16 protein-coding genes are annotated in these 20920 nt (G+C 62.2%); 4 read left to right on the forward strand and 12 right to left on the reverse strand.

The genetic code is table 11. The features are described 5' to 3' along the window. Position 1: 1 nt before the first annotated feature. From AC07OF_RS23650 to speB, 11 genes are all read right to left on the reverse strand, one after another. Entirely contained in the window at positions 2-1378 is a 1377-nt protein-coding gene (locus AC07OF_RS23650; protein WP_495073550.1) for an L-serine ammonia-lyase, read from the reverse strand. A 27-nt stretch (positions 1379-1405) separates the two neighbouring features. Next, positions 1406-2659: a serine hydroxymethyltransferase gene (gene glyA, locus AC07OF_RS23655; RefSeq protein WP_495073551.1), complete on the reverse strand. Its 1254-nt coding sequence runs from the start codon at positions 2657-2659 to the stop codon at positions 1406-1408. A 133-nt stretch (positions 2660-2792) separates the two neighbouring features. Then, positions 2793-5663 (reverse strand): aminomethyl-transferring glycine dehydrogenase, encoded by a 2871-nt coding sequence (gcvP, locus tag AC07OF_RS23660; protein WP_495073552.1) that lies wholly within the window; start codon positions 5661-5663, stop codon positions 2793-2795. A 14-nt stretch (positions 5664-5677) separates the two neighbouring features. Beyond that, a complete protein-coding gene (gcvH, locus tag AC07OF_RS23665) occupies positions 5678-6055 on the reverse strand; it encodes a glycine cleavage system protein GcvH (RefSeq protein ID WP_342622415.1) in 378 nt (125 codons plus the stop codon). 257 nt (positions 6056-6312) lie between these two features. Then, positions 6313-7845 carry a transcriptional regulator GcsR gene (gene gcsR, locus AC07OF_RS23670; protein ID WP_157192940.1) on the reverse strand — a complete coding sequence of 511 codons (1533 nt, stop codon included), beginning with the start codon at positions 7843-7845 and terminating at the stop codon, positions 6313-6315. Positions 7846-7926: 81 nt separating this feature from the next. Then, positions 7927-9345: a D-serine/D-alanine/glycine transporter gene (gene cycA, locus AC07OF_RS23675; protein WP_495073553.1), complete on the reverse strand. Its 1419-nt coding sequence runs from the start codon at positions 9343-9345 to the stop codon at positions 7927-7929. A 410-nt stretch (positions 9346-9755) separates the two neighbouring features. Next, positions 9756-11441 (reverse strand): choline dehydrogenase, encoded by a 1686-nt coding sequence (gene betA, locus AC07OF_RS23680; protein WP_495073554.1) that lies wholly within the window; start codon positions 11439-11441, stop codon positions 9756-9758. A gap of 4 nt (positions 11442-11445) precedes the next feature. Continuing rightward, complete coding sequence (locus AC07OF_RS23685) at positions 11446-12915, reverse strand: cytosine permease (protein ID WP_157192943.1); 1470 nt, start codon at positions 12913-12915, stop codon at positions 11446-11448. Further along, the gene (locus tag AC07OF_RS23690; protein ID WP_038611724.1) at positions 12912-13091 is read right to left on the reverse strand and encodes a hypothetical protein; all 180 of its coding nucleotides are present in this window, start codon (positions 13089-13091) and stop codon (positions 12912-12914) included. The genes AC07OF_RS23685 and AC07OF_RS23690 overlap by 4 nt, the downstream gene beginning before the upstream one ends. Before the next feature lie 95 nt (positions 13092-13186). Beyond that, entirely contained in the window at positions 13187-14695 is a 1509-nt protein-coding gene (locus AC07OF_RS23695; RefSeq protein ID WP_342622420.1) for an aldehyde dehydrogenase family protein, read from the reverse strand. Between the two features lie 14 nt (positions 14696-14709). Continuing rightward, positions 14710-15681, reverse strand: a complete 972-nt coding sequence (gene speB / locus AC07OF_RS23700; protein WP_157192945.1) for an agmatinase — start codon at positions 15679-15681, stop codon at positions 14710-14712. Between the two features lie 302 nt (positions 15682-15983). Here speB and AC07OF_RS23705 point away from each other — a divergent pair, with 302 nt between their 5' ends. Further along, positions 15984-16895, forward strand: coding sequence for a LysR family transcriptional regulator (locus tag AC07OF_RS23705; RefSeq protein ID WP_157194753.1), 912 nt, complete (start codon positions 15984-15986; stop codon positions 16893-16895). Positions 16896-16970: 75 nt separating this feature from the next. On the opposite strand, the gene AC07OF_RS23710 is transcribed toward AC07OF_RS23705, so the two are convergent. Then, positions 16971-18911 carry a patatin-like phospholipase family protein gene (locus AC07OF_RS23710; RefSeq protein WP_476446868.1) on the reverse strand — a complete coding sequence of 647 codons (1941 nt, stop codon included), beginning with the start codon at positions 18909-18911 and terminating at the stop codon, positions 16971-16973. A 258-nt stretch (positions 18912-19169) separates the two neighbouring features. Between AC07OF_RS23710 and AC07OF_RS23715 the strand changes: the two genes are divergently transcribed. From AC07OF_RS23715 to AC07OF_RS23725, 3 genes are all read left to right on the forward strand, one after another. Beyond that, a complete protein-coding gene (locus tag AC07OF_RS23715; protein ID WP_157192946.1) occupies positions 19170-19682 on the forward strand; it encodes a hypothetical protein in 513 nt (170 codons plus the stop codon). A gap of 72 nt (positions 19683-19754) precedes the next feature. Next, positions 19755-20147, forward strand: coding sequence for a GFA family protein (locus AC07OF_RS23720; RefSeq protein ID WP_157192947.1), 393 nt, complete (start codon positions 19755-19757; stop codon positions 20145-20147). A gap of 122 nt (positions 20148-20269) precedes the next feature. Next, positions 20270-20908 (forward strand): hypothetical protein, encoded by a 639-nt coding sequence (locus AC07OF_RS23725; protein ID WP_476446867.1) that lies wholly within the window; start codon positions 20270-20272, stop codon positions 20906-20908. The last annotated feature ends 12 nt before the right edge of the window (positions 20909-20920 follow it).

Consider the following 20920-nt stretch of genomic DNA (forward strand, 5'->3'; position numbering starts at 1 on the left):
CCTAGCATTCGATGATATTGACCGCCAGCCCGCCGCGGGCAGTCTCTTTGTATTTGCTTTTCATGTCGGCGCCGGTCTGGCGCATGGTGCGGATCACCTTGTCGAGGGAGACGAAGTGCTGGCCATCGCCGCGCAAGGCCATGCGCGCGGCATTGATGGCCTTGACCGAACCCATGGCGTTGCGCTCGATGCACGGCACCTGGACCAGCCCGCCAATCGGGTCGCAGGTCAGCCCGAGGTTGTGCTCCATGCCGATTTCGGCGGCGTTTTCCACTTGCTGCACGCTGCCGCCAAGCACTTCGCACAAGGCCCCGGCCGCCATCGAGCAGGCCACCCCGACCTCACCCTGGCAGCCGACTTCGGCCCCGGAGATCGAAGCGTTTTCCTTGTACAGAATGCCGATCGCGGCGGCAGTGAGCAGAAAGCGCACCACCCCGTCCTCGTTGGCCCCCGGCACGAAACGCGTGTAGTAATGCAGCACCGCCGGGATGATGCCGGCCGCGCCATTGGTCGGCGCGGTAACCACCCGCCCGCCGCTGGCGTTTTCCTCGTTGACCGCCAGGGCGTAGAGGTTGACCCAGTCGAGCACCGAAAGGCTGTCGCGCAAGCCGGCTTCAGGGCTGGCGCTCAACTGCCGGTGCAGCGCCGCGGCACGGCGCTTGACCTTGAGCCCGCCGGGCATGATGCCCTCGGTGCGGCACCCGGCCTTGACGCAGTCCTGCATCACCTGCCAGATGTGCAGCAAGCCCTGGCGCGTCTGCTCCGGGCTGCGCCAGGCGGTCTCGTTCTCGGCCATCAACTGGCTGATCGACAGGCCGTGCTGGGCACATTGCGCCAACAGCTCGCGTCCGCTCAGAAACGGGAAGCGCAACGGCGTGCGGTCTTCGACGATGCGATCGACGCCAATCGCCGCCTCGTCCACCACAAAACCGCCTCCCACCGAGTAATACTCGCGACTGCACAGCTGCAGCCCGGCCGCGTCGAAGGCACGCAGGATCATGCCGTTGGGGTGATAGGGCAAGGGCTTGCGGATCATCGCCAGGTGTTCTTTTTCGACGAAACGGATGCGCTTCTCACCGAGCAGCGACAGCATCCCGCTCTGGCGAATCATCCCCAGACGATCGGCCACCAGCGACGTCTCGACGGTATCCGGGTGCTCACCCTCAAGCCCCAGCAGCACCGCCTTGTCGCTGCCGTGGCCTTTGCCGGTGGCGCCGAGCGAGCCATACAGCTCGGCGCGCACACCCTCCACCTGAGCCAGCAGCCCCTGCTCCCTGAGCCCTTCGACAAAGCGCGCCGCGGCGCGCATCGGCCCGACCGTGTGGGAGCTGGACGGGCCGATGCCCACCTTGAACAGATCAAAAACACTCAGCGACATACAGGCCTCCGCCATCACACCCAGGGATCAGGCCGGATAAACCGGGAACAGTTTGCACAGCTCGGCCACCTGCCGGGCCACCTGGGCCTCGACGTCGGCATCGCCGAGGTGGTCGAGGATGTCGCAGATCCAGGTCGCCAGGGCGCGGCACTCCGGCACCTGGAAACCCCGGGTGGTCACCGCCGGGGTACCGATACGCAGGCCCGAGGTCACGAACGGCGATTGCGGGTCGTTGGGCACGGCGTTCTTGTTCACCGTGATGTGCGCACGGCCCAAGGCGGCATCGGCGTCCTTGCCGGTGATGCCCTGGCGGATCAGGCTGACCAAGAACAGGTGGTTGTCGGTGCCACCGGAGACCACGTCGTAACCGCGCTGGCGGAAGATTTCCGCCATGGCCTGGGCGTTCTTGATGACCTGCAACTGGTAATCCTTGAAGCCCGGTTCCAGCGCTTCCTTGAAGCACACGGCCTTGGCGGCGATCACATGCATCAGCGGCCCGCCCTGCCCGCCCGGGAACACTGCCGAGTTGAGTTTCTTCTCCAGCTCCGGATCGGCCTTGGCCAGGATCAGCCCACCGCGCGGACCGCGAAGAGTCTTGTGGGTGGTGGTGGTGACCACATCGGCGTAGGGCAGCGGATTGGGGTACAGGCCCGCCGCAACCAGGCCGGCGACGTGGGCCATGTCGACGAACAGATAGGCACCGACCTTGTCGGCGATCTGCCGGAAGCGCGGGAAGTCCAGGGTTTTCGAGTAGGCCGAGAACCCGGCGACGATCATCTTCGGCTTATGTTCCACGGCCAGGCGCTCGACTTCGTCGTAATCGATCAGGCCATTGGCGTCGATGCCGTACTGCACGGCGTTGTACAACTTGCCCGAGGAGCTGACCTTGGCACCGTGAGTGAGGTGACCGCCATGGGCCAGACTCATGCCCAGGAGAGTGTCGCCAGCCTGCAGCAAGGCCAGGTAGACCGCCGCGTTGGCCTGCGAGCCGGAGTGCGGCTGGACGTTGGCATAGCCTGCACCGAACAGTTGCTTGGCGCGGTCAATGGCCAGTTGCTCGACCACATCGACGTGCTCGCAACCGCCGTAGTAGCGCTTGCCCGGGTAGCCTTCGGCGTACTTGTTGGTCAGCTCGGTGCCCTGGGCCTGCATCACCTGCGGGCTGGTGTAGTTTTCCGAGGCGATCAGCTCGATATGGTCTTCCTGGCGCTGTGCCTCGCGGTGGATGGCGGCGGACAGCGCAGGGTCGAAATCGGAGAGGGTCAGGCTTTTATGGAACATGGTGGTTTTCCTTGTTATTAGTGTTCAACCAAAGAGCAACTGCTACCTGTGGCGGTGGGAGCGGGCTTGCCCCGCGATTGCGGTTTATCAGTCACATCGCATCGCGGGGCAAGCCCGCTCCCACCCAGTGCAATCAAGCGTCTTGATAGATCGACATCGGCGGGCACGCACACGCCAGGTTGCGGTCGCCGTAGACGTTGTCCACGCGCCCCACCGGCGGCCAGTACTTGCTCTCGCGCAGATCGGCCAGCGGATACACCGCCAGCTCCCGGCCATAGCGATGCGGCCATTCACCGACCAGCTCGCTGGCGGTATGCGGTGCGTTTTTCAGCGGGTTGTCGAGCTTGTCCAGGCTGCCGTTTTCCACCGCGCGGATTTCTTCGCGGATGCAGATCATCGCCTCGCAGAAGCGGTCCAGCTCTTGCTTCGACTCGCTCTCGGTCGGCTCGACCATCAAGGTGCCAGCCACCGGGAAGGACATCGTCGGGGCATGGAAGCCGAAGTCGATCAGGCGCTTGGCCACGTCTTCGACACTGATGCCGCTGCTGTCCTTGAGCGGGCGCAGATCAAGAATGCATTCATGCGCGACCAGGCCGTTCTCGCCGGTGTAGAGCACCGGGTAGTGCTCCTCAAGGCGCCGGGCGATGTAGTTGGCACTCAGGATCGCCAGCTGCGAGGCACGCTTGAGCCCTTCACCGCCCATCATGCGGATGTACATCCAGGTAATCGGCAGGATGCTGGCGCTGCCATACGGCGCTGCACTGACCGCGCCGTGCTTGTTGTCCATGTGCGCGTGACCGGGCAGGAACGGCGCCAGGTGCGCCTTGACGCCGATCGGGCCGACACCCGGACCGCCACCGCCGTGCGGAATGCAAAAGGTCTTGTGCAGGTTCAGGTGCGAGACGTCGCCACCGAATTTGCCCGGGGCGCAGAGGCCGACCATGGCATTCATGTTGGCGCCGTCCAGGTACACCTGGCCGCCGTGCGCATGGATGATGTCGCAGATGCGGGTGATGCCGTCTTCAAACACGCCATGGGTCGAGGGATAGGTGATCATCAACGCCGCCAGGCTGTCCCGGTGCTGCGCAGCCTTGCTTTGCAGGTCCGCGACATCGACGTTGCCGCGCTCATCGCAGTTGACCACCACCACCCGCATGCCGGCCATCTGCGCCGTGGCCGGGTTGGTGCCATGGGCCGACGACGGAATCAGGCAGACATCGCGCCCCGCCTCGCCACGGCTGGCGTGATAGGCGCGGATCGCCAGCAGGCCGGCATACTCGCCCTGGGAGCCGGCATTGGGCTGCAGGGACATGGCGTCATAACCGGTGGCCGCGCAGAGCATGGCCTCCAGTTCGTCGGTCAACTGGCGGTAACCCAATGACTGCTCAGCCGGGGCGAACGGGTGCAAGGCACCGAACTCGGGCCAGGTGATCGGGATCATTTCACTGGCGGCATTGAGTTTCATGGTGCATGAACCCAAGGCGATCATGCTGCGGTCCAGGGCCAGGTCCTTGTCGGCCAGGCGCCGCAGGTAGCGCATCAGCTCGGTTTCCGAATGGTAGCGGTTGAACACCTGGTGCTGCAGGAACGGCGTTTCGCGCAGCAGTGGCAACGGCAGGCAATCACCCGTGTCGGCGGCCAGCGCGGTGAAGTCTGGAAGCGCCTGCCCGGGCATCGCGAAGACTTGCCACAAGGCCTCGACGGCGGCCTGCTCGCAGGTTTCATCCAGCGACAGACCGACCCGCTGCCCGTCGATCAGCCGCAGGTTCAACTGCGCGCCGTTGGCGGCGGCGAGCACCTCGGCCACAGGGCGTGCAGTCACCACGCTGACGGTGTCGAAGAAGTGTTGCTGCTCGACCTGATGCCCGAGCTGCTGCAGCCCACGTACCAGAATCGCAGTCAGCCGGTGCACGCGCCGGGCGATCTGCGCCAGGCCTTGAGGGCCGTGGTAAACCGCATACATGCTGGCGATGTTGGCCAGCAGGACCTGCGCGGTGCAGATGTTGCTGGTGGCTTTCTCACGACGAATGTGCTGCTCGCGGGTCTGCATGGCCAGGCGCAGGGCCGGCTTGCCGAAGCGGTCGATGGACACGCCGACCAGACGCCCGGGCATGTCGCGCTTGAAGCTGTCGCGGGTGGCGAAGAACGCCGCGTGCGGGCCGCCAAAACCCAGTGGCACACCAAAACGCTGGGCACTGCCCAAGACCACGTCGGCACCGAATTCGCCCGGCGGGGTCAGCAAGGTCAGCGCCAGCAGGTCGGCGGCCACCGCCACCAGCGCGCCGGCGGCATGGGCGCGCTGCACCAGGGCGCGATGGTCGACGATAGCGCCAGTGCTGGCCGGGTATTGCAGCAACAGGCCGAAATAGCCCTCCAGGCTCTGGTTCAGCAGCGCCGACTCATCACCGATGACCACTTCGATACCCAGCGGCTCGGCACGGGTGCGCAGCACGTCGAGGGTTTGCGGATGACAATGGTGAGAGACGAAAAACGCCGGGGCCTTGCTCTTCGCCAGACGCTTGCAGAAGGTCATGGCTTCGGCGGCGGCGGTGGCTTCATCGAGCAACGAGGCGTTGGCGATCTCCATACCGGTCAGGTCGCTGATCAGGGTCTGGAAGTTCAGCAGCGCTTCCAGCCGGCCCTGGGAGATCTCCGGCTGGTACGGTGTGTACGCGGTGTACCAGGCCGGGTTCTCCAGCAGGTTGCACAGGATCGGCGTCGGTGTGTGGCACGGGTAATAGCCCTGGCCGATGTGATTGCGAAACAGCTGGTTCTTCGCCGCGATGGCCTTGAGCGAGGCCAGCGCCTCGGCTTCGCCCTGCCCTTTGCACAGCTCAAGCACGCTGGTGCCCTTGATGCTGTCCGGGATGACGCTGTCGATCAGGCCGTCGAGGCTGTCATGGCCGATCAGCGCCAGCATCGCGTCGATGTCGTCCTCGCGCGGGCCGATGTGACGGGCGATGAACTCATTGTCGGTAGTCAGCGGGATGGATGCATTGCTCATGTCGGCCCCCTGGCTCAGGCGTTGTCGGCCAGGAAGCGGTCGTAGCCGTCCTGGTCCATCAGGGTGTCGAGGTCGGCAGGGTTGGCCACCTTGATGCGGAAGAACCAGCCGTCCTGCATCGGCGAGGCGTTGACCAGTTCGGGGTCGTCAGCCAGGGCCTGGTTGACCGCCACTACGGTACCGTTCAGGGGCATGCTGATGTTGCTGGCGGCCTTCACCGATTCCAGCACCGCGACTTCATTGCCCTCGCCGTATTCGCCCGGCTCCGGCAACTGCACGAACACCACGTCACCGAGGGCTTCCTGGGCGTAGGTGGTGATGCCGACGGTCAGTTCGCCAGTCGCTTCCAGGCGCAGCCATTCGTGTTCGGGAGTAAAACGCAGCGTGGTCATGGATCTTCCTCTCTTGTTATCAGGTAGGTCCTGGTGCAGGACTGATTGATACAAGAGCAAGGGCAATGCCAACTTGTTAAAACCTTTATATTTCAACAGGTTGAACAACAAAACCGATCAGCATCAAGGCGCTGCGCTGGAGCGAAATCGCTCCGTTGCCCGGGCCCGGCAGCCAGCCCTGACAGGACGGGCCAATGAAGCCGCGGCTCACGCCCGACTGGAGCACAATCACTCCAGTGGAGCGTATTCGAACCAGGTTACGAGACCCGGCTGGCGATGCCGTATTTACGCAAGCGCTGGCCGATGGCCGTGTGGGAAGTCTGCAGGCGCACCGCCAGTTGCCGGGTCGAGGGATAGGCCGCGTACATCGTTTCCAGCAGCGACTTTTCGAAGCCCTGCACCGCCGCTTCCAGGCTGGTGACTTGCGGGGTATCGGGCTGCTGGCTGTTCAGGGCAGTACCGGCCAGCTCCAGGTCGTCGCAGTCAATCACCTCGCCTTCGCTGATGGCCGCGGCACGGAAGATCACGTTCTGCAGCTGGCGCACATTGCCCGCCCAGCGATTGCCCAGCAGCAGCGGATGGGTGGCCAGCGCCAGCCGGCACGGTGAGCGCTGTATCTGCGCGCAGGCCTGACGCAGAAAGTGCTCGGCCAGCAGAAGGATGTCCCTGCCGCGTTCGCGCAACGGCGGCACCAGCAGATTGAGTACGTTCAGGCGGTAGTAGAGGTCTTCGCGAAAGCTGCCTTCGACCACCATGTTTTCCAGGTTGCGGTGCGTCGCGCAAACCACCCGCACATTCACCCGCACCTCGCCGCCGCCACCGACCCGGCGAAAGCTGCCGTCACTGAGAAAACGCAGCAGCTTGGCCTGCAGGTAAGGCGACATCTCGCCCACCTCATCAAGGAACACCGTGCCACCGTCGGCCAGTTCCAGCAGGCCCGGCTTGCCGCCGCGCTGGGCGCCGGTAAAGGCGCCGGCGGCGTAGCCGAACAGCTCGCTCTCGGCCAGGCTCTCTGGCAGCGCCGCGCAGTTGAGCGCCAGGAAGGATGCATCGCGGCGCACGCTCAATGCATGGCAGGCACGCGCTACCAGCTCTTTGCCGGTGCCGGTTTCGCCCTGGATCAACAGCGGCGCCTCCAGGCTCGCCACCTTGTGCAGGCGTGCCTTGAGCTCCTTGAGCGGCGCCGATTCGCCCAGCAGCGCCTGCAGCCCCTCGGCATGATCGTGCAGCAGCGAGGCCAGACGCTCGCCGATACGGCTTGGCGGATACAGGGTCAGCAGGCCGCCGACCAAGGCATCGGCGCCGCCGCTGATCGGCGTGGCTTCCAGCAATAGCGCCTGGCCCTGCAGGCTCACCTCGCACATCGGCAGGCGAAAGCCTTTGTCGATCAGGGTCTGCGCCAGGTCGGGTTCGGCGAACAGCCTGGACAACGGCTCACCGGCCGGCTCGCGACCGACGAGGCTGACCAGCGTCGGATTGGCCAGCAGCACATGGCCACCGGGGTCCACCGCCAGGACCGGATCGCTCATCGCCGCGAGCAAGGCTTCCAGTTGCAGGTGCCGGCGCTGGCCGGGGAGAAAGTCGACCAGCTCCACCGCCTGGACCCCGATCACCCGCAGCAAGGCATGGTGAAGTTCGTCCAGCACCGCCTGTGACAACGCCGGTGCATCGATATAGACGTTGGGCGGGATCATTTCCACCGCGTCCAGGTTGAGGTTGCGCGCGCCCAGCAAGGCCAGGATCTCCTGGGTAATGCCAACGCGGTCGATAAAGGTGACGTGAATGCGCATGACGACTCCCTGGTTGTGCAAAGACGACAGGGGGACGGCCCTCTTGTGCCGTCCCCCCGGGTAAAAGCGTGAATGTGGCGATCAGTCCGCGTCGTAGGACAACTGCACGCCCTCCGACTTTTTCTGACGCATCGAGCGGTAAGCCAGACCGAGGATGACGAACCAGACCGGCACGAACACCAGCGCTTTACGGGTGTCTTCTTCCAGCGCCAGCAAGGCCAGCATGGCGACGAAGAACACCAGGCAGGCCCAGCTCATGAAGATGCCGCCCGGCATGCGGTATTTCGAGGCGCGATGCAGGTGCTCGCGCTGCTTGCGATAGGCCAGGTACGACAGCAGGATCATCGACCAGACGCACATGAACAGGATCGCCGACACCGTGGTGATCAGGGTGAAGGCATCGAGCATGTTCGGCACCAGGTAGATCACCAGCGCCCCCGCCGACAGGCAGACACAGGAAAAGATCAGGCCATTGGAGGGCACGGCGCGGCTGGACAACGCCTTGAACTTGCCAGGCGCATCGCCATCCACGGCCAGGCCGTAGAGCATGCGGCTGGTGGAAAACACGCCACTGTTTGCCGAAGAAGCGGCAGAGGTGAGGACCACGAAGTTGATGATCCCGGCAGCCGCCGGCAGACCGGCCAGGACGAACAGCTCGACAAACGGGCTCTTGCTGGCAACCACATCACGCCAGGGCGTAACGGCCATGATCGCGATCAGCGCGAACACATAGAACACGATGATGCGCAGCGGAATCGAGTTGATCGCCCGTGGCAGGTTGCGTTCAGGGTTCTTGGTTTCTGCGGCGGTGGTACCCACCAGCTCGATCCCGGCAAAGGCAAAGATCGCAATCTGGAATCCGGCGAAGAAGCCCATGGCGCCATGGGGGAACATGCCGCCGTCATTCCACAGGTTGGCCAGCGACGCGACATCGCCGGCAGGCGACTGATAGGCTGCGACCACCATGTAAAGGCCGGTGCAGACCAGGGCACAAATGGCCACGATCTTGATCATGGCGAACCAGAACTCCAGTTCACCGAACATCTTCACGGTCAGCAGATTGAGCGAAAGCAACAGGCCTACACAACTGAGTGCCGGCAACCATTGCGGAATATCCGGGAACCAGAACTGTGAATAGGCGGAGATCGCAATGACATCGGCAATGCCGGTCACTATCCAGCAGAACCAATAAGTCCAGCCGGTGAAGAACCCTGCCCAGGGTCCCAGCAGATCCGCGGAGAAATCAATGAACGATTTGTACTTGAGATTGGACAACAGCAACTCGCCCATTGCCCGCATGACGAAGAACAGCATGAAACCGATGATCATGTAGACAAAGATGATCGAGGGTCCCGCCAGGCTGATGGTCTTGCCGGAGCCCATGAACAGGCCGGTGCCGATGGCACCACCGATGGCGATCAACTGGATATGGCGGTTGGAGAGGTTGCGTTGCAGTTCGTGCGCTTCGCTGTCAGGCGGACCCAGCGTCGAGTTTTTCATTAGGCTTTACCTTGCTAGTTTAATTGTTTTTATAACGTCACAAGTTCAAACACCTCAGCCAGTGCGGCGGAGTGCCTATGAAAGAGCAAGGTCTATGCCAAGCGAAAAAGCGTTGTTTTATGCGGGGTTGTGTTGATTGGCTGTAATGAAGTCACTCCATGAAAAGGCGTTAATCCGCCTGCTCACTGGCGCTTAAGCGTCGTAAACCCTGCGCTTGGTCCCACTGTAGCGGTTTCGCTCCAATGGAACGCATTCAGTCCGGCGTGTGAGAACATCCGTCTATTACCGGGTTAACTGTGGGAGCTGGTCTTGCCAGCGATGCAGACGCCGCGTATCACCTGACACCGCAACGATCCTATCGCCGGCAATGCCGGCTCCCACAAGGATGTATCCCTGGCACTAACGGGTCGTCAGGCACTTACCTTGCGCTTCGGTGCGCGGCTGCGCTGTTCTTGTTCCCAACCCTCGACCAGGCCGACCGGTACTTGCGCCGGTGCCAGCGGCTCACGCCCGCGCACCAGGTCGGCGGCACGCTCGGCGAGCATGATGGTCGGCGCGTTGAGGTTGCCGTTGGGCTCGCTGGGGAATACCGACGAGTCGATCACCCGCAGCCCTTGCAGCCCCCGTACGCGCAGTGAAGAGTCGACCACCGCCATGTCATCCTCGCCCATGCGGCAGGAACCGCAGGGGTGCATGGTGCTTTCCATGTTGGCGCGTACGAAGGCGTCGATCTGTTCATCGGTCTGCACCTGCGGCCCTGGTGCCAGTTCCTCGCCACGGAAGCGGTCCATGGCCGGCTGGGCGATGATTTCCCGGGTCAGGCGCACGCAGCGGCGGAAGCCCTCGCGGTCCTCTTCGCTCTCCAGGTAGTTGAAGCGGATTTCCGGGTGCTGGTAAGGGTCGGCCGACAGCGCCCGCACATGGCCACGGCTCTTGGGCTTGTTCGGCCCGGTCAGGACCATGAAACCATGGCCCTTGAACGGCTTGTCACCGTCGTAGCGCATCGCCGCCGGCAGGAAGTGGAACTGGATGTCCGGCCAGCGCAGGCCCTTGGACGAGCGAATGAAACCGCCGGCCTCGAAGTGGTTGCTGGCTCCCAGGCCATCCTTGAACAGCAGCCAGCGCAGGCCGATCAGCGCCTTGCCCAGCAGGTTCATCTTGCCGTTGAGCGTCACCGGCTCCTTGCAGGCGTACTGGATGTAGATTTCCGAATGGTCCTGAAGGTTTTCGCCGACCCCTGGCAGGTCGTGGCGCACCTCGATACCAGCCTTTTTCAGCACCGCCTGCGGGCCGATCCCCGAGCGCTGCAACAGGTGTGGCGAGCCAATCGGGCCGGACGACACCAGCACCTCGCGGTTGCAATAGACCTTGTGGGTCAGGCCGCCTTCGTCGTACTCCACACCCACCGCACGCTTGCCGTCGAGGAGGATGCGCCGGGTCATGGCATGGGTGACGACGGTCAGGTTGGGCCGGGTCATCGCCGGGCGCAGGTAGGCATTGGCGGTGGACCAGCGCACGCCGTCCTTGACCGTCATGTGCATGGCACCGAAGCCTTCCTGCATGTAGCCGTTGCAGTCGTCGGTCTTGATGTAGCCGGCCTCGGCGCCGGCCTCGACCCAGGCGCCGTACAACGGGTTCTGCATGTTGTTGCCGTTGTTGGTGGCCAGGGGGCCTGCGCCACCGCGATAGTCATCGCCACCGAACTTGTAGGTCTCGGCGCGCTTGAAATACGGCAGGCAATTTCGATAGCCCCAGTTTTTCGCGCCCAGGCTTTCCCATTCGTCGAAGTCACAGGCATGGCCGCGGATATACACCAGGCCGTTGATCGACGATGAACCGCCGAGCACCTTGCCCCGTGGGCAGTGCAGGCGTCGGCCGTCCAGGTGCGGCTCGGCGACTGTCTCGTAGCGCCAGTTGTACTTCTTGGTGTTCATCGGCAACGAGAACGCGCTGGGCATCTGGATCAGCACGCTGCGGTCGCTGCCGCCGAACTCCAGGACCAGCACCGAAGTACCGGCGTCCTCGGTCAGGCGGTTGGCCAGAACGCAGCCGGCAGAGCCCGCACCGATGATGATGTAGTCGTATCGCTTGTTCATGGTTTTAGTCCTTTGCGCCGAAGCCTGCGGCTTCGATGTTGCGTTCATTGCCCTTGGAGTAGCCGCCCCAGCCCAGCCGCGCGGCCAGCAGACGGGTCAGCCCGTAGTGAACCAGCCCGGCCAGCAGGCAGGACGGCAGCGATGCGCTGGCGAAGGTGAAGAAGCTGGTGTTGGCCAGCGTCTGCGGGTTGAACACCACCACATAGATCGCGAATCCCGCCACCAGCGCCAGCAATGCGATGGGATTGAAGCCCTTGCAGAAGCGCACCGGCGACGCACCTTGCGTGGCATAGACATGGCGCAGGTTGACGCGCTGCTGGCGCAGGAAGAAGTAGTCGGCGATGCCGATGCCGGCCAGTGCACTGTTAAGTGCCGAGGTCCAGACCAGGAAGATGAAGAAGCCGTCGTAGATACCCGGGAAGCACAGCACGATGAGCACCGGAATCACGCAGAACAGCCCGATCAATACCCCCCAGCGCACGCTGCGCAAGCGCTCCCCGGCCAGCTGGCGCAGGCCGATGACGGCGGTGTAGAGGATGTTGACCATACCGGTCAGGTTAGCCAGCGCCAGGAAGCTCAACGCCACCACGCCGAAGCCCACGCCACCGGCCAGACGCATCCAGGCAGTAGGGTCGCTGCTGCCAAGGGTGGAGGCAGCGAACAGGCTGACTGTTTCGCCCAGCGCGGCAGCGCCGAAGATACCCACCAGGTTGGGCCAGAAGGCCGTGCGCTGGTTGCTGCACAAACGCGACAGGTTGCCGATGTACGGCCACCAGGAGAAGCCGGCGGCGATGTTGATTTCCACGGCGATCATGAAGTTGATGCGCTGATCGGCAAACGGCGGCTGCAACGGCGGCATGGCCAGCAATTCGGCGAAACTGAAACGCTGGGAAATGAAGTACATCAGCGCCAGCATGATCAGGATCAGGCTGGGCGCGATCACCGCGCTCAACCGCCGGATCATGTCCGGCCCGCGCATGGCCACCAGCGCGGCGAGGACGATGGCTAACAAAGCGCCCGCCGTCACCAGCCAACCGTCGCCGTCGGGCTGGCTGTGCTGCACCAGGGTCTCCAGGTTGTCCAGCGCCCGCCCGCACATCAGCCCCAGCACCGCCAGCCAGCCCATGGTCAGCACCACCACCGACAGCACATAGACCAGGCGGCTGCCGTTGATGCCGAACATGCTGCGCAGGTAAGTGAACTGCTCGACACCGTACTTGCCACACGGCAGGCAGGTGGACGACGCGGCGAGAATCACGCCGATGATGTTACCGATGACAATCGCGCTGATGCCTTGCAATGGCCCGACGAACAGCGCGGTGGCGCCGCCGATCAGGAACACCCAGGTGGCCACCGCCAACGCCGAGTTGGCATAGGCAAAGCCCCAGAAGCCCCACACCCGTTCGCTGGGCAGCAACGGCGTATCGCCACGTTCGGCGCTCAGGCGAAATTCCTGCTCTCTGGACTGGCTCATGGATGGCCTCCGAGAAAGTAAGCCCCGGCAACCATCACCAGCGTCAGCAGGGTCAGCGCGATGAAATCGCCAGCGCTCAATGCGCCGGGCCAGTCCGCCCTGCTCTCCAGTTCTTCATAGGCGCGTATGCGCCTGTCCAGGTCTTGCGCACGCTCTACATCCACTTGGCTGTTCATGGGCATCACCTCGATAGGTTCTTGTTCTTGAAATACGATGCATGTGAAACCCGCGCCGCCCGCCAACCGTCAGCGACGCAGGTTTGCCCTGTGCCTCAGGGCAAGGTGATCCAGACCGCCTTGGTCTCCAGCAAAAACTCCAGTTGTTCGGCACCCATGTCCTTGCCATAGCCCGACTGCTTGTAGCCGCCGAACGGCATGGACGGGTCCAGGGTGCTATGGGCGTTGACGTAGACCGTACCGGCCCGCAGCTGCGGAATCAGCCCGTGGACCCGGCCCAGGTCATTGGAGTAGATCGCCGCCGCCAGGCCGAACGCCGAATCGTTGGCCAGCGCCAGGGCCTGCTCCTGGGTGTCGAACGCAGCGGTCACCAGGACCGGGCCGAAAATCTCCTCGCGCACGATGCGCATGTCGTTGTTGCAGTCGGCGAAGATCGTCGGCTGCACGAAGAAGCCCGGGCCCTCGACCGGCTCGCCACCGTAGTACAGCTGCGCCCCTTCGGCCTTGCCCAGCTCGATGTACTCCAGCACCCGCTGCTGTTGCTGACGCGACACCATGGGGCTGATGAAGCAGTCCGGATCCAGGCCCGGCGCGATCTTCAGGGTGGCCGTGTACCTGGCCAGCGCCGCGAGGAACTCGGGATAGATACTGCGTTCGACATAGGCGCGGGTACCGGCATCGCAGACCTGCCCCGAGTTGAAGAACACACCGTTGGCGACCGCCTCGGCCGCCGCCTCGATATCGGCGTCGGCGAACACGATCACCGGCGACTTGCCGCCGAGCTCAAGGGTCAGGCGTTTCATCTGGTCCATCGCCGTCTTGCCCACCGAGCAACCCACTGGCGTGGAGCCGGTAAAGCTCAGCTTGTCGATGCCCGGGTGGCTGGACATCGCCGTGCCGACCACGCTGCCGCGCCCGGTGACGATGTTCAGCACGCCGTCGGGAATGCCCGCTTCCTGCACCAGTTCGGCGAAACGCAGGGCTGAAAGCGAGGTCAGCTCAGCCGGTTTGACCACCACGGTGCAGCCGGTCGCCAGCGCCGCACCGAGCTTCCAGGCCATGGTCTGCAACGGGAAGTTCCACGGCACGATGGCGCCGACCACGCCCACCGCTTCCTTGCGGGTGTAGGCCAGGTAATTGCCAGGCAGCGAGGGTTCGACCGTGCGCCCGTGGATCTTGCTGGCCCAGCCGGCGAAGTAGCGCAGCGTATCGACGGTGCCCTGAATATCCACGGCGCGTGCCTGGACGACCGACTTGCCCATGTCGATGGACTCGATCTGCGCCAGCTCCTCGGCATTGGCGTCGATCAGGTCGGCCAGACGATGAATCAGGCGCTCGCGTTCCAGCGGCTTGAGCTGGCTCCAGGGGCCGCCATCGAACTGTGCACGCGCGGCACGCACGGCACGGTCCAGGTCTTCAGCAGTGCCCATCGGGATGCGCGTCAGCACGCCCTCGGTGGACGGCTCGATGACCTCGGCACTGGCACCATCACTGGCCTCAAGCCACGCCCCACCGATAAACATGCGCTGGGGTTTGCAGAGAAAACGCTGGGTGGCCTCGGAAACGCCGTAGGCTTGCAGGTAGGCTTTAACCTTGTTGTCCACTGGGATTCTCCGGATCAGCGAGCGTTGGCGCGCGCGTGGAAGATGAAGCCGATGCTGTTCATCAGCAGTTGCGCGGCGAGGATCGAGGTGACACCGGCCGGGTCGTAGGCCGGCGCCACTTCCACCAGGTCCATGCCGACGATCCGGCCCTGGCTGCGCCGGGCCAGGGCCTGGATGATTTCCAGCACTTCGTAGTAGTAGAAACCGCCATGGCTCGGTGTACCGGTGCCCGGGGCAATGGACGGGTCGAAACCGTCGATGTCGATGGTGATGTAGTAGTCGCGGCCCTCGGGAATCTTCGCCATCACACCTTCAAGGCCCAGGCGGCGCACGTCGCGCACCGAGAGGATCTGCGAGCCGGCTTCGCGGGCGGCATCGTAGTCGTCGCGGTTGGAGGAAGACACGTTGCGGATGCCCATCTGGGTCATGCCGACGATGTGATCCAGTTCCGAGGCGCGGCGCAGCGGGCTGCCGTGACCGTAGCGCACACCGTGGCGTTCATCGACGAAGTCCAGGTGCGCATCGAAATGCACGATATGGATCGGCCCGCGCCCTTCGAAGGCCTTGATCACCGGAGCGTGGATCGAGTGGTCACCGCCCAGCACCACCGGCATGGCGCCTGCCGCGAGGATCTGGCGCACGGCCGATTCGATGTTGGCGTTACTGGTTTCCATGTCGGTGTGAACGATATCGGCATCGCCGACATCGACCATGCGCAACTGGTCTTCGGTCAGGTAGGTGGCGTCATCTTCAAAGTCGTAAGCGCCGGCATGGCCGAAGGAGAACAGCGTCGATGCCTCGCGGATGCCGCGGGGTCCGAAACGCGCCCCGGAGCGCCATTGGGTGCCCATGTCGTTGGGCGCGCCAAGGATCGCCACGTCGGCATTGATGGCAGCCCAGTCGGTGCAAATGGGCGACTTGGCGAAGGTGCAATGGCCCACGAAGGGCAGGTTCAGACGGCCGGATTCATAACCGTGCTTTGCCATGTTCGAGTTTCTCCACGTTATTGTTCTGGTCAGGAGACGGGGCGACTGCTCGACCACCGTTGCAGCCACTATGGCGGCAGGCCGGTCAGGGAAAAATGCGCAAGTGCAGATGCATACATCGCCGGAGCCGAAGTATCCGTACGGATGTCAGTCGCCCGCAGAACACCGCCACTGCAACCTGGCTGTATTTCGAAATGCCAGGCATTGCGGTTGAAACACGCACATGGTTAGCTTGGAAAAAACAACAATGCCCGTGCGTTCATATCAGCCGCCACGATGTGACGCCCGACCGGGAGGTCATGGTGATCCAGCTCCACGATGTCGACCTGAAACTGCTCAGGGTTTTCACCACGATTGTCAGGTGCGGTGGCTTTTCCGCCGCGCAGGCCGCGCTGAACGCTGGCCAGTCGACGATCAGCGAGCAGATGACGCACCTGGAAACCCGCCTGGGGGTCAAGCTCTGCCAGCGCGGGCGCAGCGGCTTTCGCCTGACTGAACAAGGCGTGGCGATCCATGAAGCCACACTGCGTCTGCTCAGCGCGGTGGAGAGCTTCTGCCTGGACGCCGACGTGCTCAAGCAGCACATCAGCGGCAAGCTCAACCTGGGCATCATCGACTCCACCCTGACCGATCCCGACTCGCCGCTGCCGCGTACCACCCAGCGTTTTGTCTCGCGCGGCCACGACGCTCATCTGCACATCTACATCGGCGCCCCCGCGGAGCTGGAGGAACGCGTACTGGACGGTCGCCTGCATCTGGCCATCGGTCACTTTCCCCTGCGGGTACCGGGGCTGTCCTACCTGCCGCTCTACAACGAAGCCCTGGGACTCTACTGTGGGCGCCGCCATCCGCTGTTTGCCAGCAAAGCGTCGAACGGTCGTCTGCTCGAGGACGTTCGCGCCTGCCGTATCGTTGTGCGCGGTTACATGAATGAGTACGACCTGGAGCAACTGGGCATGACCAAGGCCGCTGCCACCGTCGAGAACATCGAGGCGGCGGCGATCCTGATCATTTCCGGCGCCTACATCGGCTTCCTGCCGGTGCACTTCGCCGAGCAGTGGGTCAAGACCGGCGAGATGCGCCGCCTGGGTGCCAGCGCGCTGGACCTGACCTCGCCGTTCGATGTCGTCACCCGTCGCGGCGTATCACCGCCACCGATCCTGCACGCCTTCCTCGAAGACCTCGCCGCCTGTATGCACCCGCCACTGCCTTGAGCGGGTCCCCCAGTGGGATCGGGCTTGCAATTGATTGCCAGTATGCTTCGTGGCTGAATGACTTTCTTAACACCGTCACTGCGTGCAGGACACAGCGCTCAGATCGGACTTCTCACATAACAACGGCTGATCCTTGATAACGGTCCCCGGCTTCAAACCAAGGGTTCCATCAGCCTTTATCTGTAAGGCCGAGGCCGCTGTTCTACCTAGCTCACGGTAAGCCCAGAACAGGTAAGTGCTGGAGTTGAACGCTGCCCCCGCCGTAGGCAACTGCGGGAAGTAAAGATTGTCGTCATCGCGAACCGTGGTGCCTGCGTTACTGCCATAGTAGGCCGCTAGCATGCAACTGACCGGATAGGCTCGGGTTTCACACTTACCATCTTTGAAAGCACGTCTTACTGCCGCTTGGTCCCAACCCAGCTTGATAAGCCAGATATGCGAGACTGGCATTGCGCTACCCTCAGGCCATATGACTTCGCCTGGTACAACACCATTGAACCACGCCGAGGTGTTATAGGCATGGCGCGGTTTTCCCGGGCCGTTGTTCCAGTCGCTGCACACTTGATCCAGATTGATCAGCGCCTTATCGAATCTCATTTCTGCGCCTTCTTTTTTCAGCATCTGCCGGGCAATGCAGATGCCTTCCATCCGGCCCTCAACATCCTCTTCAGCATCAACGATGATGACATCTCGGGCACCGCGGCGTAGCAAGCTGTAAAGCCCAAGGTTTTCGGTATGACCTCCATCGCTTAGCCGTATGCTGGCTGGTTCAGCCCGGAAGGGGTTCTTGACCGTTGCTCCCCATCTAATGGCTGGCGGATGGAATGTGTTTACTGAGTCAACTGCCGCACCCGACACACGGACCGATGTACCAAGGTCTGGGATAACAGGCGTGTCAGTACGTAAATAGCCCGTCAGCGTAGACCCTTGGCCAAAGGCTGTTATCTCAAAGATCTCGGACTGATCCCGGTAGAGAACATCGCCTGGCCTGCCATTTTCGCTCGGGGTCAAGCTGGTGTTCAGAATCCACAAAGGCATCCTGGCTGCAGACTTGTCGTTGTGCAGTGCGCGCAACAGTTGCCACGTTGCTGTATCCGGATCGAGATGCCATTCGCTGGTGTGAATCTGGCCTTTGTCGTTCGTATAGGAAAACGCCTGACTCCACGAGGTTCGTGGATTTGGATTTAACCCCCAGGCACGCTCGATCCCGTATTGATAGGAGATGGCAACGTCGCTTGTCTCAACAAAGGGCGCTTTTATCCATTCACCCAGAACAACAAAGCCGTATTTGACCGCTTGCCACCACGGGGCGCCCTGACGATCACCTGTGGCTACAGTTTCAGAATCCTCAAAGATGTCAGGCCAGCGGCCCAGGTGAGTCTGCCAACGAAACGGGTCACGGTTATACGCCAGGCCAGTGGCGGGGTCGTCAAAGGTGAAGTGCATTTTGTATTTACATTGGTACATCCGTTTGAACCCTTCATCTCCTTGTCCGGCCTGCAGTAAAGCAGCGCGGATGAGCAACTCAGTTTCCTTTCGACTGGAGCTTGGCCTAGGCTCGTCTTGCCACCATAAAGGTATGCAGTCCGTGAAAACGACCCTATGGTCACGGATGCCGGCCTTTCGGGTTTCAAGACGCTTTGTGTAATACCAGAGTGCTGCGTAACTGCCGCCAGAAACCGATGAAATGGCATCGACCTGGTCAAGAACCTGACTGTCATTCAGGCCCTGCATGACGCCATGGGCAAACATCGCAGCACGCGTTCCGCCACCCGATAGCGCCAGCCCAATCGAGAGTGGAGCACCGCCGCTGGGTTCAGCTGAAAAATCTTTTTTCAGTGACGCCAACATCGTGTGGGAAATAGGCCGCAATTCAGTAACACCTGAGGCACGTGTCGGCTTTCCCTGCGCCCATTGTTCGTGCACATATTTCGAGGAACAACTGGCCGACAATACGACCAAGGTGAAACATGTTGTACGCGAAAGTGCTCTCCCAAACTGCTTTGATCTGATCATAGTCACGCTCCCAAGGATGCAATGATGTGCACTTCCTTTGAGCATAGGAGAAAGCTTATAAGTAACCAGCGCAAGCTCGAAGAGTAAAACTCAAGCAAACAACAAAAAAACAAAGCTCCGACACGCCCACACTCATAATGTGTCAGACCAACCTTTACAGCCAATCATTCTAAGTACTCACATTGCTTTATCTCAACACCTGGATAGGCTAATTACACAGCGGTTGTTGCAATCACCAGCAGATCTTGAGTGCACACCATGAGCGGCGAAAATACACAAACTACTGAACCCTCGTTTGAAAATAGCTTTCGTGCCTACGCGTGGGACTATTTTGCCCTGCATGCGGACCAAAGGTTGAAAGCCTTTCACTTCTACATTTTGCTTTCAACAGCGATCATTGGTGGCTTTGCAGTTCTTCTGAAAAATGGTGATGCGTATAAGTGGATGGCCGTGTTCGGCGCACTGTTGACATTCTTCTCTTTTGTCTTCTGGAAACTCGACAGAAGAACTCATGACTTGCTTGGTTATGGCAAGGCCGCACTAGAGTATCTGGACGCCCAGCACAACCTGCCAAATGACAACGACGGCCTTCCACATGTTCTTCGTCTTATTTCACGAGAGCAGGCAGTGAGTAAACAGATAGCTGCCCGGGAAGCTATCAGCGATAAACTGGCATTCACCTATACACGCTGTTTCAGCTGGGTGTTTATTACATTCTCACTTGTTGGAGTCGTCACAGTCCTGGCTTGCATGGCCTATGGTCACTATTGAGCACGTCATCAACTGATCTGTTCAAGCGTGTACTCAAGCACGTCGGGAAAGTTGAGGAAAAGGAGGCGCTGCATGAACTCACTCACCGGCGGTTGCCTCTGCGGCAACGTACGAATCGTCGCCTCGGGACGCCCTTATCGGGTCGGCCTTTGTCACTGCCTGGACTGCCGAAAACATCATGGTGCGCTGTTCAACGCCTCGGCCATATTCCCTCAGGATGCGGTGACCATCGAGGGCGAGACGCAGCACTACGCCGGCCGTCATTTCTGTCCCCGCTGCGGCTCCTCGGTGTTCGCCCGCAGCGACGACGAAATCGAAGTGCACCTGGGATCCCTGGATGCCCCGGATCAACTGATACCCACCTACGAAAGCTGGATTATCCGCCGCGAATCCTGGTTGCCGGCATTTGCACTGAGCAGACGCTACCAGCGCGATCGAGACGCCAGCGGGCGCTTTGAGGAGTAATCCCCCCCCCCTCGCCCGCTCATAGCCGCACTCTTGCCAGCTGATAGTAAAAATCTCTTGTACGAACCCCTGGCGGGAGGAAGATGGTGTGATCAGCGACCTGCACGAACAAGGCCCGGATCATGAACACTCGCCCGCGCTGCACTGCCTTCCATGAAGCAGGCCACGTCCTGGCTTTCTGGTGGAATGGCCAGCGCATCAAGCGAGTGACCGTACGCACCCGCGCCGAAGCACTGATCGGCCCGATGGTGGATCTGCGTGGCAACCTGCAGGCGGTCAAGGGCCTGGTCGAAGCCGACTACCTGGTGCCGCTCCCCGCCTTCGAGCCGCCCGGCATCGCCGAACACCTGCCTTCGATGATCAGCGCCATTGAGCGCGACCTGGTGGATTGCTTCGCAGGCCCTATGGCCGAAGCGATCTACAGACACTGCCCGGTCGACAGGTGCCTGCAGCGTAGCGGTGCCGGCGACCGCCAGCGCGGCATGGAGTTGATCCGCCTGCTGCCGGCGCGCATGGTACTCGACGCCGAGCCCCTGGCCATTGCCCGTGCCAGCTGCCTGGTACATCGATACTGGGCGGTGGTCAGCGCTGTTGCGCAGTTTCTGCATGCCCAGGGCACGGTCAACGGCGAGGAGATCAGCGCGTTGTTGTGCCAGCTCAGCGGCGAGTCACCGACACCTCAGGGCAACCTCCTGCGCGACCTCGACAGCCGACACAATCGTCATGCCACTACCCGGTTACGGCCTGTCTGCCTGGCATGATAAAGGTGCTCG

This window comes from Pseudomonas sp. GW821-FHT10B02 (assembly GCF_059415665.1).

What these genes read in the sequence shown, in the direction of transcription:
- AC07OF_RS23650 (WP_495073550.1), bottom strand. Translation starts at nt 1,378, where the DNA reads ATGTCGCTGAGTGTTTTTGATCTGTTCAAGGTGGGCATCGGCCCGTCC.
- glyA (WP_495073551.1), bottom strand. Translation starts at nt 2,659, where the DNA reads ATGTTCCATAAAAGCCTGACCCTCTCCGATTTCGACCCTGCGCTGTCC.
- gcvP (WP_495073552.1), bottom strand. Translation starts at nt 5,663, where the DNA reads ATGAGCAATGCATCCATCCCGCTGACTACCGACAATGAGTTCATCGCC.
- gcvH (WP_342622415.1), bottom strand. Translation starts at nt 6,055, where the DNA reads ATGACCACGCTGCGTTTTACTCCCGAACACGAATGGCTGCGCCTGGAA.
- gcsR (WP_157192940.1), bottom strand. Translation starts at nt 7,845, where the DNA reads ATGCGCATTCACGTCACCTTTATCGACCGCGTTGGCATTACCCAGGAG.
- cycA (WP_495073553.1), bottom strand. Translation starts at nt 9,345, where the DNA reads ATGAAAAACTCGACGCTGGGTCCGCCTGACAGCGAAGCGCACGAACTG.
- betA (WP_495073554.1), bottom strand. Translation starts at nt 11,441, where the DNA reads ATGAACAAGCGATACGACTACATCATCATCGGTGCGGGCTCTGCCGGC.
- AC07OF_RS23685 (WP_157192943.1), bottom strand. Translation starts at nt 12,915, where the DNA reads ATGAGCCAGTCCAGAGAGCAGGAATTTCGCCTGAGCGCCGAACGTGGC.
- AC07OF_RS23690 (WP_038611724.1), bottom strand. Translation starts at nt 13,091, where the DNA reads ATGAACAGCCAAGTGGATGTAGAGCGTGCGCAAGACCTGGACAGGCGC.
- speB (WP_157192945.1), bottom strand. Translation starts at nt 15,681, where the DNA reads ATGGCAAAGCACGGTTATGAATCCGGCCGTCTGAACCTGCCCTTCGTG.
- AC07OF_RS23710 (WP_476446868.1), bottom strand. Translation starts at nt 18,911, where the DNA reads ATGATCAGATCAAAGCAGTTTGGGAGAGCACTTTCGCGTACAACATGT.
- AC07OF_RS23715 (WP_157192946.1), top strand. Translation starts at nt 19,170, where the DNA reads ATGAGCGGCGAAAATACACAAACTACTGAACCCTCGTTTGAAAATAGC.
- AC07OF_RS23720 (WP_157192947.1), top strand. Translation starts at nt 19,755, where the DNA reads ATGAACTCACTCACCGGCGGTTGCCTCTGCGGCAACGTACGAATCGTC.
- AC07OF_RS23725 (WP_476446867.1), top strand. Translation starts at nt 20,270, where the DNA reads ATGAACACTCGCCCGCGCTGCACTGCCTTCCATGAAGCAGGCCACGTC.